This is a genomic window from Streptomyces sp. (assembly GCF_019510245.1).
Taxonomy (GTDB): Bacteria; Actinomycetota; Actinomycetes; order Streptomycetales; family Streptomycetaceae; genus Streptomyces.
This window is the reverse complement of the sequence record NZ_JAEKKT010000059.1, coordinates 14,325-31,513: the sequence shown is the minus strand read 5'-3', so window position 1 is coordinate 31,513 and position 17,189 is coordinate 14,325. Positions and strand designations below refer to the sequence as shown.

Here is a 17,189-nt window from a genome sequence, read left to right as displayed (position 1 = left end):
GTGGTTTCGGCGTCGGCAAGACCACGTTCGTGGGTGCCGTCTCCGAGATCAACCCGCTGCGCACCGAGGCCGTGATGACGTCCGCGTCGGCGGGCATCGACGACCTGACGCACACCGGGGACAAGACCACCACCACGGTGGCCATGGACTTCGGCCGTATCACGCTGGACCAGGACCTGATCCTGTACCTGTTCGGCACGCCCGGTCAGGACCGGTTCTGGTTCATGTGGGACGACCTGGTGCGCGGTGCGATCGGCGCGGTGGTGCTCGTGGACACCCGGCGCCTCGCCGACTGCTTTCCGGCCGTGGACTACTTCGAGAACAGCGGTCTGCCGTTCGTCATAGCCCTCAACGGCTTCGACGGACACCAGCCCTACACACCCGAAGAGGTGCGTGAGGCACTGCAGATCGGACCGGACGCGCCGATCATCACGACCGACGCCCGGCACCGCGCCGACGCGAAGAGCGCGCTGATCACGCTGGTGGAGCACGCCCTCATGGCGCGCCTGCGCTAGCCCTGGGGCCGTACCCAAATCCGACGTCGTGTACGGCAGTTGCCGTAAGGAAACCGGAGCCGACTGTGGCCTTTGACACGGTCGGCTCCGGTGTTCATAACGTTTCGGCAGAGGAATCCAGTGGTATCGCCACGCGTCGCGGTCGCGCGGTGCCGCTGCGCTCACAACGGCCCCGCCTTTTGGCGGGGCTCGCTCTTTATGACCGTTTTATCTGGGGCTTACATCCGTACGCTCTGCCCCGATGGACTGTTTGGAAGTGCACCGGCCCCCGTGCTGGAATGCCTGAACTGCCCATTAGTCAAAGACGTACTGAGTAGTGGTCTGAGACACACCGGGCTCTGAGAGACTGCGGCACAACGACAGGTGCCCGCCGCCGAGAGGTTGTTGGTCGAGTGAGGCGAAGCAAGAACGGTCCCGAGCCGTCGGCACGGGGCAACTTCACCCCGCCGCCGCGCGCTGCGGCGCCCACCCCTGTGCCAGCCGCGGAACCACCGGCCGCGCCCGCGAAGAGCGGCGGCCGTTTCTCCCCGCGGAACTGGCGCGTGCCGACCAGGCTGAACGCGATCCTGCTCATACCCGTGGCCGTCGGCCTGGTGATGGGCGGCTTCCAGGTGAAGAGCTCGATCAGCACCTGGCAGGACGCCCGCGACGCGGAGAACACCGCGCGCCTGGTCCGTGCGGCCCTGACCTACGCCGACGCCCTCTACAACGAGCGTGACGTCAGCGCGGCACCGTTGCTCCTGGACAAGGACAAGGCGACCGTCACCCAGGCCCGCGCCGCGACCGACAAGGCCGCCGACGCCTTCGACGCGGCCGCGCAGAACATGCCGCAGAAGCCGGGCCTGGAGCGCCGCCTGAAGCTGTTCCGCGAGGCCGAGCCCCAGCTCACGACCCTGCGTGCCGCCTCGTACACCAGCAAGCTCCCCGGTGTGAAGACCGAAGAGGGGTACGTCGCGGTCGCCCACCCGCTGATGGAGTTCGCCAACGAGCTCGGTCTGGGCACCGGAAACATCACCTCCTACGGCCGTACCGTCTACGCCATCTCGCTCACCAAGGCGGCCCTGTCGCTGGAGCGGTCGATCGGCATGCACCTGCTGGTCAAGCCCGGCCCGGACGCCGGCAACCTGGCCAGCCAGCGGGTCGCCCTCTCCTCGTACGCCTACCTGGAGGGCATCGCCGTCGAGGAGTACGTCGGCGGTGGCACCGAGGCGGACGCGCAGAAGCTGACCGACCTCGAGAAGAAGATCAAGACCGACGGCGTGGCGCTGGCCCAGCAGGCCAAGGCCAAGGACCCGAACTACGTGCCCCCGCCGTCCGGCTCCAACGCGATGGTCTCGGCGCTGGCGACGCTCAAGGACACCGACCCGAGCACCCGCCAGGCGCTGGCCACCCAGGGCATCACCGCCGAGAACTGGTGGACGGTCAACACCCTCAAGTACGGCGCCTACCGCACGATCGAGTCGGACATGGCCGACAAGGCGGTGGGCGAGGCCTCAGACATCGCGGACAACGCGAAGACGGACGCGTTCATCACCGGTGCCGCGGTCATGGTCGCGCTGCTCGCCGCGTTCATCCTGGCCGGCATGGTGGCCCGCCAGATGTCCCGCTCGATGCGCCAGCTGCGCAACGCCGCCTTCGGCATCGCCGAGCAGCGCCTGCCGATGCTGGTCGACCAGCTCTCGCGGACCGACCCCGGCCGGGTCGACACCCGGGTCGCGCCGATCCCGATCACCTCGACCGACGAGATCGGCGAAGTCGCCCGCGCCTTCGACCAGGTCCACCGCGAGGCCGTGCGGCTCGCCGCCGAGCAGGCTCTGCTGCGGGGCAACATCAACGCGATCTTCACCAACCTCTCGCGCCGCAACCAGTCGCTGATCGAGGGCCAGCTGACCCTGATCACCGACCTGGAGAACAACGAGGCCGACCCGGACCAGCTGGAGAACCTCTTCAAGCTGGACCACCTCGCGACCCGTATGCGCCGCAACGGCGAGAACCTCCTGGTCCTCGCCGGCGAGGAGCCCGGCCGCCGCTGGGACCAGCCGGTCCCGCTGGTCGACGTCCTGCGCGCCGCCTCCTCCGAGGTGGAGCAGTACGAGCGCATCGAGCTCTCCGGCGTCCCGGAGGCCGAGATCCACGGCCGCGCGGTCACCGACCTCGTGCACCTGCTCGCCGAGCTCCTGGAGAACGCCACCACGTTCTCCTCGCCGCAGACCAAGGTCCGCGTCACCGCGACCCGTCTCCCCGACGGCCGCATCATGATCGAGATCCACGACAAGGGCATCGGCCTCACCGCCGAGGACTTCGCGGACATCAACCACAAGCTGGCCAACCCGCCGACCGTGGACGCCGCGATCTCGCAGCGCATGGGCCTCTTCGTGGTCGGCCGGCTCTCCGACCGGCACGGCATCCGGGTCCAGCTGCGGCCCTCCGGCGAGCAGGCCGGCACCACCTCGCTGGTCATGCTGCCGGACGCGATCACGCACGGCGGTGGCGGCGAACAGCCGCTGGAGCGCGACGATTTCACGGTCTCGCAGATCATCCCGGAGCAGCAGTTCCAGGCCGAGAACTTCAACCAGCCGCAGCTCCAGCCGATGCGTACGGCGGCCGAGCTCGGCTTCGACGACAGCCGCTACATCGAGGTCCCCGACGACATCCGCGACCTGGACCCCGTGGGCCGCTCGCTGATGCGCGAGGAGCGCCGTGCAGCCCTGGAGGCCCAGGCGCAGCCCCCGCAGGCCGCACAGGGGCCGCAGGAGACCGCCGAGATCCCGGCGTACACCGACGAGTTCGACGCCGGCGGGCAGGGCTACGACACGAACGGTACGGGCTTCCAGGAGCAGCCCACGGGCTACGACGGGCGGCCGGCGTACCAGGAGCAGCCGCAGGGCACGTACGAGGAGCAGTACTACGCGCCGAACGGCGGCCTGCCGCAGAACGACGCGTTCTCCCCCGACGCGTTCTCCGTCAACGGCGGCTACCCGGAGCCCGCTTATCCGGAGCAGGCCCAGGAGGAGCCCGCGGCCGCGCAGGCCGCCGCCGCGGAGGCGTTCCCGGCTTTCGGCGAGCAGCCCTACCAGGACGACTGGCCGCAGCAGGACGGTTACACGAACGGCTACCCGGCCCAGTACGCTCCGGAAGCGGAGTCGGTGCAGGCCGGTGACGTGGACGAGCGGAACCACGTAGGCTTCGACCGTCCGGGAACGGCCCCCTCCAACAACCACCGGCTGACCGACGCCGGGCTGCCCCGCCGGGGCTCCGGCGGCGGCGCGGGCGGTTCCAACGGCGCGGGTCCCATGCAGCAGGCTCCGGCCGCGGCACCGGCGGCTCCGCCCCCGGCCGCCTCGGCTCCCGAGCCGGCCGGCGACAACTCCTGGCGTTCGCAGAACGACGAGCGCTGGCAGCAGGCCTCGGCGCTGCGCAAGCCCAAGGCGGGCGGGGTCACCTCCTCCGGCCTGCCGAGGCGGGTCCCCAAGGCCAACCTGGTCGAGGGAGCCGCCGCGAGCACCCCTCAGGGAGGCCCGCAGGTCTCCCGCGCCCCGGAGGACGTCCGGGGCAGGCTGAGCAACCTGCGTCGGGGCGTCCAGCGCGGACGCAGCGCAGGCAGTGAAACGAACGGCCAGGGCTTCGGTCCTGACAGCACCTACAACCAGGAGCGTTAGTGTGAGCCCGATGAGCCAGGCGGCACAGAACCTGAACTGGTTGATCACCAACTTCGTGGACAACACCCCGGGGGTGTCCCACACGGTGGTGGTCTCCGCCGACGGACTCCTTCTGGCGATGTCCGAAGGCTTCCCCCGCGACCGCGCCGACCAGCTCGCGGCCGTCGCCTCCGGTCTGACGTCTCTGACGGCAGGCGCCTCCCGGATCTTCGAGGGCGGCAGCGTGAATCAGACGGTTGTGGAGATGGAGCGGGGGTTCCTGTTCATCATGTCCATTTCCGATGGTTCGTCGCTGGCGGTCCTGGCCCACCCGGAGGCCGACATCGGTCTGGTTGGGTACGAGATGGCCCTTTTGGTGGACCGTGCGGGCACGGTTCTTACCCCGGATCTGCGTGCGGAACTCCAGGGAAGCCTTCTCAACTAATAGTCAGACGGTGCGTTTTCGCGTCCCGGGGCCGTAAGGTTTCGGGACGCGGCTCCACAAGGTTGGGTGCCCGGCACGGTCGGAGGAGGAGAGAAAGTGGCAACACCCCCAGGCGGTTCTAATAACGGCAACTGGTCGTACGGGCCTGCGCAGGGCCAGGGCGACGGTTCCGGGAACCGGTACAACTTCCCCTCCACGCCGAGCCACCGGCAGCCGTACGCCCCGCAGGGCCCCGGTCCCTCGCCGTACGACCAGCCGCCGGCGCCGCGCATCCAGCCGGTGCAGCCGCAGCGCCGTCCCGAGTCGGCGCCGGCCTCGGGGGCCCACAACCCCCTGGTGCGTCCGTACGCCATGACCGGCGGCCGCACCCGCCCGCGGTACCAGCTCGCCATCGAGGCGCTGGTGCACACCACCGCGCAGCCGCACCAGATGCAGGGCCAGCTGCCCGAGCATCAGCGGATCTGCAACCTCTGCCGGGAGATCAAGTCGGTGGCCGAAGTCTCGGCCCTGCTGTCGATCCCTCTCGGCGTGGCCAGGATCCTCGTCGCCGACTTGGCGGAGGCGGGCCTGGTCGCCATCCATCAGCCCGGCGGCGACGAGAACGCCGGTGGCCAGCCAGACGTGACACTGCTCGAAAGGGTGCTCAGTGGACTTCGCAAGCTCTAGCGGCGGTCCTTCCCGCTCCACCACCTCCGCGAAGATCGTGGTGGCGGGCGGCTTCGGCGTGGGCAAGACCACGTTCGTCGGCGCCGTCTCGGAGATCAACCCGCTGCGCACAGAGGCCGTGATGACGTCCGCGTCTGCCGGCATCGACGACCTCACCCACACCGGGGACAAGACGACCACGACGGTCGCCATGGACTTCGGCCGCATCACCCTGGACCAGGACCTGATCCTGTACCTGTTCGGCACCCCCGGTCAGGACCGCTTCTGGTTCATGTGGGACGACCTGGTACGAGGCGCCATCGGCGCGATCGTCCTGGTCGACACCCGGCGCCTCGCCGACTGCTTCCCCGCGGTCGACTACTTCGAGAACTCGGGCCTGCCGTTCGTCATCGCCCTCAACGGCTTCGACGGCAACCAGCCGTACAACCCCGAAGAGGTCCGCGAGGCGCTGCAGATCGGGCCGGACACGCCGATCATCACGACGGACGCCCGGCATCGTGCCGATGCGAAGTCGGCGCTGATCACTCTGGTGGAGCACGCTCTCATGGCTCGGCTTCGTTAGGTTCGGCTACGGGCCAGCCGCGGCTGGCAGTACGCCGACTGCGGGTGGTTCGTGGTTGATCGCGCAGTTCCTCGCGCCCCTGAGGGGGCGCTTTCGGGGCCCCTTCTCGGAAGGGGCCCTTGGTGTTTTCAGGAACAGTTCGCCGTCACCATGTCGGCGACCACGCCCCGGCCTCCGGTGGGGCCCGTGTTGGTCAGGGCGAGGTCGATGGTGCCGGTGTGGAAGGGGAAGCTGCGGGTGGTGTACCAGCCGCCCGCGTCGTAGGCGTGCTGGTCGACGGTGAAGGCGTATGCGTAGTCGGCCTGGCCCTCGACGGTGCTGTCCACGTCGTAGACCTTGTAGTGGGCCGCGGTGGCCCAGGTGCCTGTCGCCACGTGGATGCGGAAGGTGCACGCGTCGACCTTGGTGCCGGGGGTGAAGACCCAGTCGGCGTTGGCGTTCCAGCCGTCGTCGTGGTCGTCGTAGAGGTTGATGTACCTGGCGGCGCCGCAGCCGTCCTGATAGGCACCGCCCGTGGTCTCCTTCCAGGCTCCCTCCTTGGCGTTGAAGCTGGTCTGTGCCGCGCCCGCGGAGGCGCAGTCGGTGCCCGCGTAGCCGGTCCAGGTGACCTTCGGGGTCCGGCCGGCGCCTCCGCCCCGGGCGCTCGGGGAGGGCGACGGCGTCCGGGTAGCGGCGGCGCCCCGGCCCGACAGGGCGGCCCCGGAGGCCGACCGGCCGGCAGCGGCCGAGTGCCGGGCGCCGGGTGAGGGGGTGCCGGACGGGCTCATGGCGGCCGTCGCCGGGGCCGAGCCCGCAGCCGTGGGGCCGCCCGTCTCCGGTGGGGTGAGGGTGAGCGTGGAGGTTCCGGAGCGGCCTGCGGTCAGGGCCACGGCGACGGCGATGCCCGTGGCGAGGACGAGCGGTACGGCGGTGAGCCGGACGCGGACCACGGTACGGCGGGTGGCGGCCCTGGCGAGGGTGTCGTCGACCTCCCTGCGCCGGGCGGCCAACCGGGAGGCGGCGGCCGTGGGCAGCCAGGCCAGCTCCTCCGGGCGGTCCGCCCCGCACAGCGTGACGATCTCCTCGGGCGTCGGGCGGCGCCCGGGGTCCTTGTCCAGGCAGCGCCCGACGAGCTGCCGCAGCCGGTCGTCCCCGCAGTCGAGGGCGGCGGGGTCGGGATCTGCGTGCGCGATGCGGTACAGCACCTCACCGCTGGTGCCGTCGCCGAACGGCGGGACGCCGGTGGCCGCGTAGGCGAGCACACAGCCCAGGGCGAAGACGTCCGAGGCCGCGGTGACCTCCCGCCCGTCGGCCTGCTCGGGCGCCATGAACGGCACCGTGCCCACACGGACACCGGTCCGGGTCAGCCGGGCGGCGTCCGCGGCACGGGCCACCCCGAAGTCGACGACCTTGGGGCCGGCGTCGTCCAGGACGACGTTGCCGGGCGTCAGGTCGCGGTGCAGCACTCCGGCGCCGTGGATGGCGGCCAGGGCCTCGGCGACACCGGCGGCCAGGCCCAGCACGACGGCGGCGGGCAGCGGGCCCGCGGACCGTACGGCCTCCGCCACGGTCGGACCGGGCAGGTACTCGGTGGCCAGCCAGGGCCGTTCGGCCGCGGTGTCTGCCTCCAGCACGGCAGCGGTGTACGGTCCCGACACCCGGCGGGCGGCCGCCACCTCCGCGGTGAACCGCTCCCGGAAGTGCGGGTCCTCGGCCAGGTCCGCCCGCACCACCTTCACGGCCACCGGCCGCCCGGCCCGGGACACCCCCAGGTACACCACCCCCATCGAACCGGCCCCCAGCCGCCCCAGCAGCCGGTACGGACCGGCCTTCACGGGGTCGGAGGGGGCAAGCGGGGTGACGGGCGGAACGGAGGGGGCCGGGGCGGGCGCGGGGACGGCTGCCGAGGCTTCGGGGCCGGCTTCCGGGCCGGCTTCCGGGGGATCGGCCGTGACGACGTCGGTGCCGTTGTCGGTCGTACCGGTCTCGGTCGTACCGGTCTCGGTCGTACCGGTCTCGGTCGTACCGATGTCGGTCGTACCGATGTCGGTGGTACCGATGTCCGGCAGGAGCGCCGGGTCGTGTCCGCGCAGCCGGATGTCCAGTTGCCGCCAGCGCTCCTGCCAGCGCCGCACGTCCCCGCCGCAGGCGGTCACGAACGCCGCGGTGACCTCCCACGAGGGCAGCCTGCGTCCGGACGCGGCGTCCGACAGCGCGGAGGACGAATAGCGGGCGCGGGCGGCCAGTTCCCGGTAGGTGGGCGGGCCGGGCGCCTGCGCCCGCAGCTCCCGCAGTCCCTCGGCGAAGTCCTTCAAGGGACCGTCCGGAACCGGAGCTTCCCGTCTGCCCATCGCGCCGCCCCTCAGCCACACGGGTACCACCGCCCGGTCATATTAGTGCTCGACCGGTCGCGTAGCCGTCGTGATCCGGCCATGACGGGCGGTCAGCCGCCGGTACCGGCGGTCGCGGCGACCTGGTGCAGGACGGCGCGGTTGGCGTCGGTGATGTCGCTGGTGAACACGAGGATGAACACGGGGTGTTCGGCCGCGGCGGCCTGCAGGTCGTCGGCCAGGTTGTCGCCGGTGTCGCCCGTGGCGCCGCGCATCTCGGCGATGACGGGGGTCCGTCCCCACGGCGCGGACAGGGTGCGGCCGGGGACGACGCCGTTGTCCTGGAGCCAGATTCCCTTCGCCACCGCGTAGTCGACGATCCTGCTCTCGTCGTATCCGGCGGTGCTCCCGATGAACGTCTTGTCCGGCATCAGCGCCAGCGGGGTGCGGTGGAAGACGCTCGTGTAGGTGGTGATGGTGTGCTGGGCGTACCCCCACCACAGTTCGTCGGTGTAGCCGATGGACTGCCACAGCGAGAGCAGGTCCGGGTTCTTCTCGCTGTCCGCCTTGCTCTCCCCGCCGACGCCGATGGAGATGTCCACCGCGGACACGGCGGCGTTGCCGTCGTAGCGGGCGGCGAAGGCGGCCAGAAACGTGTCCAGGTCGCTTTCGAAGGTCTGGTTCCAGTACTCCGGCATGACGGCGCCGTCCTGCTCGGTCACCGATTTCACGCCCTGGGCGTAGACCCAGGCCGGCGTGCCGTGCGCGGAGTCGGCGGCGGTGTCCCACTTCGCCCAGCCCGCCGCGGAGACCCGCAGGACGACCTTCTTGCCCGCGGCCACCCAGGGCTTCATGTCCTGGTCGATGAGGTTCCAGCAGTACTGGCCCTGCTGCGGCTCCAGTTGGGCCCAGTAGTAGACGAGCGACCGTCCGGCGACGTCCGGGTCGGAGGCGAGGTCGGAGGTATTGCCGCCGCTGAAGGCGTAGATGCCGTGGAAGGAGGGGGCGGCCGAGGCCGAGGGCGTCGAGGAGGCGGGGTCGGAGAGCGACGCGGCGGCGGGGGCCGGGGCGGAGGGCGTGGTGGAGGCGCCGTCCGAGGGGGTGGCCGGCTCGATGTCCGGGCTGGTCAATGGGCTTGCAGAAGGGGTTCCCGGCGTCGGCGCCGACGATGCGCCGCAGGCCGCCGAGGCCGGGCCGGAGCCTGAGCCGGCGGCGGAGCCGGCGGACGGGCTCGCCTGGCCGGTGGACGGGCTCGCCTGGCCGGTGGACGGTGTCGGCGAGTCGGCGGACGGGACGGACGAGGCGGCCGTGTCGGCGACCCGGGCCGTGCGCGGGGCGCCGACGGGTTGCGGCAGCGCGTAGAGCGCCGCTCCGGTCAGTACCGCAGCCAGGGCTCCCGCGCCGTACGTGACGGCCCTGCGGAAGGCGGGCGGCAGGTGCGAGTTCTGCATGGGGACCTCTCTTCGTCTCGGTGTCCTGCTTCCAGTCCACGCATGACCCCGCCGCTCAACCAGCGCTGTTTGTTGACCAGTTGACTCCGCACGCGGGCCGCCCCGCCGGGCCCCGTCCGCCGCCAATCGGTCAACAAAAGCTGCTGGTGCGTCAATGCGCCGGGCCGTCAAGTGGAGTCACCGCCCCTTCCCCCCGCCCTCCGGGAGTCCCGCCATGGCCACCGTCCGCCTGACCCGCGTCCCTCTCCTCGCCGTCCTCCTGGCCCTCCTCCTCTCCCTGACCGGTGCGTCCACGACGGCGTACGGCACCGCCACGAGGAGGGCGCAGGGCACGCACGCGCCGACCGCCGTCCATGTCGGCGCCGTCCATGTCGGCGCCGGAGGTGCGACGCGCCCTCCCGCGCGACTCCACTCCCCCACCCGGCGCACCGCCCGTACCGTCCTGTTGCGCCCCGGGGACACCCTCTGGGAGCTGGCCCACCGGTACGGCACCACGGTCGCCGCCCTGCAACGCGCCAACCATCTGGGCACCTCCACCCTGATCCGGGCCGGCGACCGCCTGACGATCCCCGCGGCCGGTGCCGACCGCGGTCACCGCCCGAAGCCCCACACCGACCCGGCCCCGGCCCCGGCAGGCCGCATCGCGGTGGCCTTCGCCCGCGGCCGGCTCGGCTCCCCGTACCGCTGGGGCGGCACGGGGAGCGGCGGTTACGACTGCTCGGGGCTGGTCCAGGCCGCCTGGAACGCGGCCGGTGTCCGGCTGCCGCGCACGGCCGCCGCCCAGGCCGGCACCGGATCCCGTACGAGCCGCGCCCGGCTCCGGCCCGGTGACCTGGTCTTCACCTCCGCCTTCGGCCACGTCCAGTTGTATGCGGGCGACGGCCGGGTCATCGAGGCCGCGCACACCGGAACCCGGGTCCGGTACGCACCCCTGCCGGCCGCCGCCGCCGTGAACGCGTACGTCCGCGTCGACGCCTCGGCCGGCACCCGGGCCGCCCGCACCACCGCGGCACCGGTCGCCGCCGCGGCACCCACGGGCGGCTCCGCCCGCCGCGCCGCGGTCGCCGTCTTCGGCGGCCAGTACGGCTGCGCCGCCGAGATCATCGCCCGCGAGTCCGGCTGGCGTACCGACGCCACCAACCCCACGTCCGGTGCCTACGGCCTCGCGCAGGCCGTGCCCGGTTCGAAGATGGCCCGCTACGGCGGTGACTGGCGCACGGATCCCATCACCCAGCTGCGCTGGATGCGCTCCTACGTCACCGCCCGCTACGGCAGCACCTGCGCCGCCTGGGCCTTCTGGCAGACCCACCACTGGTACTGACACCCCAAGGAGAAACCATGTTCGACTTCCTGTCCCGGCGCCCGTCCTTCCTCTCCAGGCGCCCCTCCCTGCGCGTCACCGCCGCCCTCCTCACCGCCACGGCGATCGTCGGCACGGGCCTGGGCCTCAAGACCTCCGGCGCGCTGCCCGAGTTCACCGGCCACCGCGCCGCCACCGCGAGGATCAGCTCCGTCTCCGACGCCGTCGTCTGCCAGCCGGGCACCGGAACCGGAACCGTCGTGAACCCGGGCACCGGCACTGTCGGCCTCGGCGGCACGGGCGCAGCCAACTGCACCGGCGGATCCGGGACTTCCGGCAGTACGCAGATCGGTGGCTACACCGCGGAACAGTGCTGGCTGGCGACCACGAGCGAGGAGGCGTTCAAGGAGTTCATGAAGAACTGGATCAGCAACAACGCCCAGCGCTGGGCGACGGAGCTGCAGAACAAGGGCGTGAGCCCCGCGCCCGCCCCCACCGACCAGCGCGTGGACGAGGCCCTCAGCAAGATGGAGCAGTCGTTCTACGACTCGACGAGCGCTTTCGCCCAGGCGCTGAGCAGTGCGGCCCAGAGCGACAACGAACGGGTCTCCGACTGCAACGCCAGTGACGACGGTCTGGAGCCCGACTGGATGGACGAGGCGTTCGGCCAGGCGGTGGACCTGCAGAACGAGACTCCGTGGTGGCTGGAGCAGGCTGAGCAGGCCCTGGTCCAGGCAGTCGCCCAGACGGCCTGCGACAACGCCGGCGGCAACTGCTGACGGTGGGGCGCTGAAACGCCGTCGGCCCCTCACCTGGAAGTGAGGGGCCGACGGTCGTGCGCGTGCGAAACGCTCAGTGCCAGCTGTGCGGGGCGCGGAAGCCGTTCTCGCGCTCCAGGCGGCGCCAGCCCGCCTTGGCGCGGCCGCGGTGGGTCTGCTCGGTGTCGTCGGCGGTCGGCCGGGCGGCGGCGCGGGCCAGGAGGACCGCCGTTATGGCGGCGACTTCCTCCGGGTCGGCGTTGCCCTTCTCGACGCGGATGTCAGGCACGTTCATGGGCGTCAGTCTCCGTGAGAGAGGTTTCCGCAGGATTACTGCGGGGGGTTGCCGTGCTTACGGGACGGCAGGTCGGCGTGCTTGGTGTGCAGCATCGCCAGCGACTTGGCGAGCACCTCGCGGGTCTCGGCCGGGTCGATGACGTCGTCGACCAGACCGCGCTCGGCCGCGTAGTAGGGGTGCATGAGCTCGGCCTTGTACTCCTTGACCATCTTCTGCCGCATGGCCTCGGGGTCCTCGGCGGAGGCGATCTGCCGGCGGAAGATCACGTTGGCCGCACCCTCGGCGCCCATGACCGCGATCTCGTTCGTCGGCCAGGCGTACGTCAGGTCGGCACCGATCGACTGGGAGTCCATGACGATGTAGGCACCTCCGTACGCCTTGCGCAGGATCAGGGAGATCCGGGGCACGGTCGCGTTGCAGTAGGCGTAGAGGAGCTTCGCGCCGTGGCGGATGATCCCGCCGTGCTCCTGGTCGACACCGGGAAGGAAGCCCGGTACGTCCAGGAATGTGACGATCGGAACATTGAAAGCGTCACACATCTGGACAAAGCGCGCAGCTTTTTCACTCGCCTCGATGTCCAGGACGCCGGCGAGGACCTGCGGCTGGTTGGCGATGATGCCGACCACCTGACCGTCGATCCGGGCCAGCGCGCAGATGATGTTCCGCGCCCAGCGCTCGTGGACCTCCAGGTACTCGCCGTCGTCGACGATCTCCTCGATGACCTTGGCCATGTCGTACGGCCGGTTCCCGTCGGCCGGGACGAGGTCGAGGAGGGTGTCGCTGCGGCGGTCGACGGGGTCCGTGGTCTCGACGCGCGGCGGGTTCTCGCGGTTGTTCTGCGGGAGGAGCGAGAGGAGGTAGCGGACCTCCGCGATGCAGGTCTCCTCGTCGTCGTACGCGAAGTGGCAGACGCCGGAGGTCTCCGCGTGGACGTCGGCGCCGCCGAGGCCGTTCTGGGTGATCTCCTCGCCGGTGACCGCCTTGACGACGTCCGGGCCGGTGATGAACATCTGCGAGGTCTCGCGGACCATGAAGACGAAGTCGGTGAGGGCGGGCGAGTAGGCCGCGCCGCCGGCGCACGGGCCGAGCATCACGCTGATCTGCGGGATGACACCGCTCGCCTTGGTGTTGCGCTGGAAGATGCCGCCGTAGCCGGCCAGGGCGGAGACGCCCTCCTGGATGCGGGCGCCGGCGCCGTCGTTCAGCGAGACCAGCGGGGCGCCGGCCGCGATGGCCATGTCCATGATCTTGTGGATCTTGGTGGCGTGGGCCTCGCCCAGCGCGCCGCCGAAGATCCGGAAGTCATGGGCGTAGACGAAGACGGTACGGCCGTCGACCGTGCCCCAGCCGGTGATGACACCGTCGGTGTACGGCTTCTTGGCCTCCAGGCCGAAGCCGACCGCGCGGTGCCGGCGCAGCTGCTCGACCTCCTGGAAGGAACCCGGGTCCAGGAGCAGTTCGATGCGCTCCCGGGCCGTCAGCTTGCCCTTGGCGCGCTGCGCCTCGGTCGCCTTCTCGCTGGGGCCCGCCACGGCGGCCGCACGGATCTCGTGCAGCTCGGCGACCCGCCCGCGCGCGTCCGTCGGTTCACCGGTGGGCTCGCCCGTCGTCTCTTCCAAAACGGTCATGTAGCGACCTTACGAAGGACACCAAGGAATGCGAGACGTCGACTCCGTACAGTCTCCGACGCGTTTTCCTGGAACCACTGAACAGAACCAGGACCGCATGCAGCCGTTCCGACTGCTCAGGGGGCTTGGCCGTTGTAGGGGTGCCACAAACGCAGGGCTGAGACGCGCCTCACATTCAGCGGCGACCCGTACCACCCGCGGAGTAACACAGGCCTCCGGACGGCGGTTCACCCACACAGAGCCTAGCCGCTCCAGAGCGGGTCCCGTCGCGACATCGAGTCACGTGACGTTACGGTGTGTAATGACCACAACACGCGGGTCGATGATGTTGAAGGTTGAAGGGAATGGGTCTACGGTGTCTTTCGTTGAGTTCGTTGAACGTTAAACATCAAGGCCGCGCTTCCGCAGACAACCGCTTCGAAGCCGCGACCCCGTCCCCCTTCAAGGAGCACCTCATGGGCATCTTCGGCCGCAAGAACGACGAGACCCCCGCCGCCGGCACGACCGCGGACACGGCCGCCCTGACCGGCGAGTACACGATCGACCCGGCGCACAGCACGCTCGGCTTCGTGGCCCGGCACGCGATGGTCACCAACGTCAAGGGCAGCTTCCAGGAGTTCGAGGGCAGCCTGCACCTGGACGGCACCGACCCGTCGAAGTCCACGGCCTCGCTCGACATCAAGATGGACAGCATCACCACCGGCAGCCCCGACCGCGACGGCCACCTGAAGTCGGCCGACTTCTTCAAGATCGACGAGTTCCCGACGATGACGTTCCGCTCCACCGAGGCGGAGGCCCTCGGCGGCGAGGACTACCGCATCACCGGCGACCTCACGATCCTCGGTGTCACCCGGCCGGTCACCATCGACCTGGAGTTCAACGGTGCGGCCAAGGACCCGTTCGGCAACGAGCGCGTCGGCTTCGAGGGCAAGGCCGAGATCAAGCGCTCCGACTGGGGCGTCACCTGGAACGCGGCGCTGGAGACCGGCGGTGTCCTCGTCTCCGACAAGATCAAGCTGAACTTCGACATCTCGGCTATCAAGAACGCGTGAGCCCGCGGCGCCGGACCGCCGGCACCGACCACACCCGCTGAGCGCCGCCTTCCACTCCGTCGAGGGCGGCGCCCGGCGTGTGCCGGCTTCTGGTAGTCGACGGCCGGGTACCGGTCCCCGCGTCCCTGCGGATTCGGGTCGAACAGGTGCCGGACGGCCGTCAGCAGGTCGATGCCGCGCTCCCGGCATCACCAGCGGCGCATGTGCCGGCGGACGATCGGCCGGGTGTGGTTCGCTGCTGGGGTGACTCAGGACTTGGAGATCGTCGCATTCGCATCCGCCGAGGCGTTCGAGGCATGGCTCGGTGAGAACCACGCCGTCTCGCCCGGCATCTGGCTCAAGCTTCGCAAGAAGGGCCCCGGAATCGTCGCGCTGGACTACGCCCAGGCGCTCGACGTGGCGCTCTGCTACGGCTGGATCGACGGCCAGAAGGCCAAGCTCGACGACCATTGGTGGACGCAGCGGTTCACCCCGCGCACGCCGCGCAGCAAGTGGTCCAAGGTCAACCGCGACAAGGTGGCCGCCCTGATCGAGCAGGGCCGGATGCGTCCGCCGGGGCAGGCCGAAATCGACCGCGCCAAGGCGGACGGCCGCTGGGAGGCGGCCTATGACAGTGCGAAGACCGCCACGGTGCCGGACGACCTGGCGAGGGCCCTGACCGCCGCCCCCGCCGCGGCGGCGTTCTTCGAGACACTGGACCGGCAGAACCGCTACGCGATCCTGTACCGGATCCAGGACGCCAAGAAGGCCGAGACCCGGGCGCGCCGGATCGAGAAGTACGTGGCGATGCTGGCGAGGGGCGAGAAACCGCACCCGTAGCAGCGGAGCGGGGCCAGGCCGTACCTGCTCACTCCCGCACCTCGAACTCGCACCACACCACCTTTCCCGGCTCCCGCTCACCCACCCCCCACTTGTCCGCGAGCAGTGCGACCAGCAGCAGGCCCCGGCCCTGTTCCGACTCCGGTGACATGTCGCCATAGCGCAGTTCGCCCGGACCGCTGTCGTGGACCTCGGTGCGGAGGACGCCGTCGGGGTGCAGGGCCAGCCGGAGGCGGAACCCGCGGCCCGGGGGGACGCCGTGGAGCACGGCGTTGGTGGTCACTTCACTCACACAGAGCAGTACGTCGTCCGCGCGCCGGCCGACCCGCCAGTCGGCCAGGGCGGTGCGCGTGAAGTCGCGTGCCATGCCGACCGATCTGCGGTCCCGACGGTAGAACGCCTCGCGGGCCTGGGAGGTTTGGAGTTCCGGGTTCATAAGGCGAGTGTCACCGTGAGTGACTACGATGGATCAGTGAGTGAGGTCGTAGATCCGACTTCTACGAGTCCGCTACGAGCGGTTCGGGCGCGCACGGGGGGAAAGGGACCACGCATGCGGGTGGAGAGGAAGCCGAAGAAGGTCGGTGCGTGGCAGGCCGCCGGGGCGCTTGTCGCCCACTACCGGAAGCAGGCGCGGCTCACGCAGGAGCAGTTCGCCGAACTCGCCAACCTGCACGTCGACACGGTGGGCTCGGTCGAGCAGGGGCGGCTTGCCCTGCAGCCGGACCGGGCGGAGCAGTTCGACGAACTGCTGGGCACCGGCGGGGCGTTGGCCGTGCTGGTGGAGAAGATGCCGGTGCGGGAGCGGATCGTGCAGTTCGCGCAGGGGCTGGTCGACCATGAGCAGGAGGCGGTGGGCGTTCTTTCATACGAGACCCAGGTCGTACCCGGGCTGCTGCAGACAAGGGACTATTGCCGTGCCGTGTTCGGCTATCGCTATCCGGCGATCGGGACCGAGACGGCCGAGCAATGGGTGAACGCCCGTATGGAGCGCCAATTGGTCTGGCAGCGGGAGCGACCTCCCGTGGGTCACTTCGTCATCGAGGAGAGCGTGCTGCGACGGAAGGTCGGAGGTCCGGAGGTGATGCGGGAACAGATCCGGCAGATCCTGGAGTACACCGAGCCCGTGCACATGAGCTTTCAGATCATGCCTGAGGACAGGACACCGCACGCCGGGCTCGGCGGCCCCATGGTCCTGCTGGAGACACCCGAGCACGAGCGCCTGGCGTATCTGGAAGTTCAGAGCGCCAGCTTCCTTGTGAGCGACCCGGAAGAGGTCAGCGACTATCACCACAAGTATGGAATGCTGCGGTCACAGGCCCTCTCGCCCGATGAGAGCGTGCGCCTCCTCGACGGACTGCTAGGAGACCGATGAGCACCGTACTTCAGTGGTTCAAGTCCAGCTACAGCAGCAGCGAAGGCGGCAACTGCGTCGAGGTCGCCGCCGCGTCCGCGACGGTCCATGTCCGCGACTCCAAGACGCCCGACGGCCCCGTACTCACCGTCTCCCCCTCCACCTGGAGTGAGTTCCTTGAGCGCGTCACCCGCGACTGAGCAGATCGAGTGGGTCCTCGTCACCTCGTACGAGAACGTGCCGGGGCGGCCTCGCCCCTTCGTCGCTCTCTGCGCCTGACTGCGTGAACGCGGCATCGACTGGATGCCGTTCGAAGAAGAAGAACTCCGGTGGGACCTCGCGTGCCGGCGGGAGGTCACCGGGCACTGGCGCGGGTGGATCGGTCTGTCGGTCGAGG

General features: G+C 70.4%; 16 protein-coding genes. 11 read left to right on the top strand and 5 right to left on the bottom strand.

Annotated features, from left to right (window positions below):
* The 5 genes from JF597_RS02990 to JF597_RS02970 form a co-directional block, all read left to right on the top strand.
* Positions 1-515 (top strand): ATP/GTP-binding protein (locus tag JF597_RS02990; protein WP_293988292.1); only part of this gene is annotated, 515 nt, incomplete at its 5' end.
* Positions 516-907: 392 nt separating this feature from the next.
* Positions 908-4,174, top strand: a complete 3,267-nt coding sequence (locus JF597_RS02985) for a nitrate- and nitrite sensing domain-containing protein (RefSeq protein WP_293988289.1) — start codon at positions 908-910, stop codon at positions 4,172-4,174.
* Positions 4,175-4,184: 10 nt separating this feature from the next.
* On the top strand, positions 4,185-4,598 hold the full coding sequence (locus tag JF597_RS02980) for a roadblock/LC7 domain-containing protein (RefSeq protein WP_033321188.1): 414 nt from the start codon (positions 4,185-4,187) through the stop codon (positions 4,596-4,598).
* Positions 4,599-4,694: 96 nt separating this feature from the next.
* Complete coding sequence (locus tag JF597_RS02975; protein WP_293988269.1) at positions 4,695-5,264, top strand: DUF742 domain-containing protein; 570 nt, start codon at positions 4,695-4,697, stop codon at positions 5,262-5,264.
* Positions 5,245-5,826, top strand: a complete 582-nt coding sequence (locus JF597_RS02970; protein ID WP_046729246.1) for an ATP/GTP-binding protein — start codon at positions 5,245-5,247, stop codon at positions 5,824-5,826. The genes JF597_RS02975 and JF597_RS02970 overlap by 20 nt, the downstream gene beginning before the upstream one ends.
* Before the next feature lie 128 nt (positions 5,827-5,954).
* Here the strand turns inward: JF597_RS02970 and JF597_RS02965 are convergent, their stop codons facing one another.
* Positions 5,955-8,156, bottom strand: a complete 2,202-nt coding sequence (locus tag JF597_RS02965; protein WP_293988256.1) for a serine/threonine-protein kinase — start codon at positions 8,154-8,156, stop codon at positions 5,955-5,957.
* 92 nt (positions 8,157-8,248) lie between these two features.
* Positions 8,249-9,586 (bottom strand): beta-galactosidase, encoded by a 1,338-nt coding sequence (locus tag JF597_RS02960; RefSeq protein ID WP_293988253.1) that lies wholly within the window; start codon positions 9,584-9,586, stop codon positions 8,249-8,251.
* A 214-nt stretch (positions 9,587-9,800) separates the two neighbouring features.
* On the opposite strand from JF597_RS02960, the gene JF597_RS02955 reads away from it, so the two are divergent.
* Together JF597_RS02955 and JF597_RS02950 are read left to right on the top strand one after the other, a co-directional pair.
* Complete coding sequence (locus JF597_RS02955) at positions 9,801-10,907, top strand: NlpC/P60 family protein (protein WP_293988251.1); 1,107 nt, start codon at positions 9,801-9,803, stop codon at positions 10,905-10,907.
* 17 nt (positions 10,908-10,924) lie between these two features.
* The gene (locus JF597_RS02950) at positions 10,925-11,665 is read left to right on the top strand and encodes a hypothetical protein (protein WP_293988249.1); all 741 of its coding nucleotides are present in this window, start codon (positions 10,925-10,927) and stop codon (positions 11,663-11,665) included.
* A gap of 73 nt (positions 11,666-11,738) precedes the next feature.
* On the opposite strand, the gene JF597_RS02945 is transcribed toward JF597_RS02950, so the two are convergent.
* Positions 11,739-11,939, bottom strand: a complete 201-nt coding sequence (locus JF597_RS02945) for an acyl-CoA carboxylase subunit epsilon (protein ID WP_293988247.1) — start codon at positions 11,937-11,939, stop codon at positions 11,739-11,741.
* A gap of 35 nt (positions 11,940-11,974) precedes the next feature.
* Positions 11,975-13,570, bottom strand: a complete 1,596-nt coding sequence (locus JF597_RS02940) for an acyl-CoA carboxylase subunit beta (RefSeq protein WP_293988245.1) — start codon at positions 13,568-13,570, stop codon at positions 11,975-11,977.
* Positions 13,571-14,025: 455 nt separating this feature from the next.
* Between JF597_RS02940 and JF597_RS02935 the strand changes: the two genes are divergently transcribed.
* Together JF597_RS02935 and JF597_RS02930 are read left to right on the top strand one after the other, a co-directional pair.
* The gene (locus JF597_RS02935; protein WP_293988243.1) at positions 14,026-14,622 is read left to right on the top strand and encodes a YceI family protein; all 597 of its coding nucleotides are present in this window, start codon (positions 14,026-14,028) and stop codon (positions 14,620-14,622) included.
* Positions 14,623-14,823: 201 nt separating this feature from the next.
* Entirely contained in the window at positions 14,824-15,441 is a 618-nt protein-coding gene (locus JF597_RS02930; RefSeq protein ID WP_293988241.1) for a YdeI/OmpD-associated family protein, read from the top strand.
* Positions 15,442-15,469: 28 nt separating this feature from the next.
* Here JF597_RS02930 and JF597_RS02925 read toward each other — a convergent pair whose 3' ends face one another.
* Positions 15,470-15,877 (bottom strand): ATP-binding protein, encoded by a 408-nt coding sequence (locus JF597_RS02925; RefSeq protein WP_293988239.1) that lies wholly within the window; start codon positions 15,875-15,877, stop codon positions 15,470-15,472.
* 114 nt (positions 15,878-15,991) lie between these two features.
* Here JF597_RS02925 and JF597_RS02920 point away from each other — a divergent pair, with 114 nt between their 5' ends.
* Both JF597_RS02920 and JF597_RS02915 read left to right on the top strand, forming a co-directional pair.
* Positions 15,992-16,813 (top strand): helix-turn-helix transcriptional regulator, encoded by an 822-nt coding sequence (locus tag JF597_RS02920; protein WP_293988236.1) that lies wholly within the window; start codon positions 15,992-15,994, stop codon positions 16,811-16,813.
* Positions 16,810-16,992: a DUF397 domain-containing protein gene (locus JF597_RS02915; RefSeq protein ID WP_293988233.1), complete on the top strand. Its 183-nt coding sequence runs from the start codon at positions 16,810-16,812 to the stop codon at positions 16,990-16,992. The genes JF597_RS02920 and JF597_RS02915 overlap by 4 nt, the downstream gene beginning before the upstream one ends.
* Positions 16,993-17,189 lie beyond the last annotated feature (197 nt).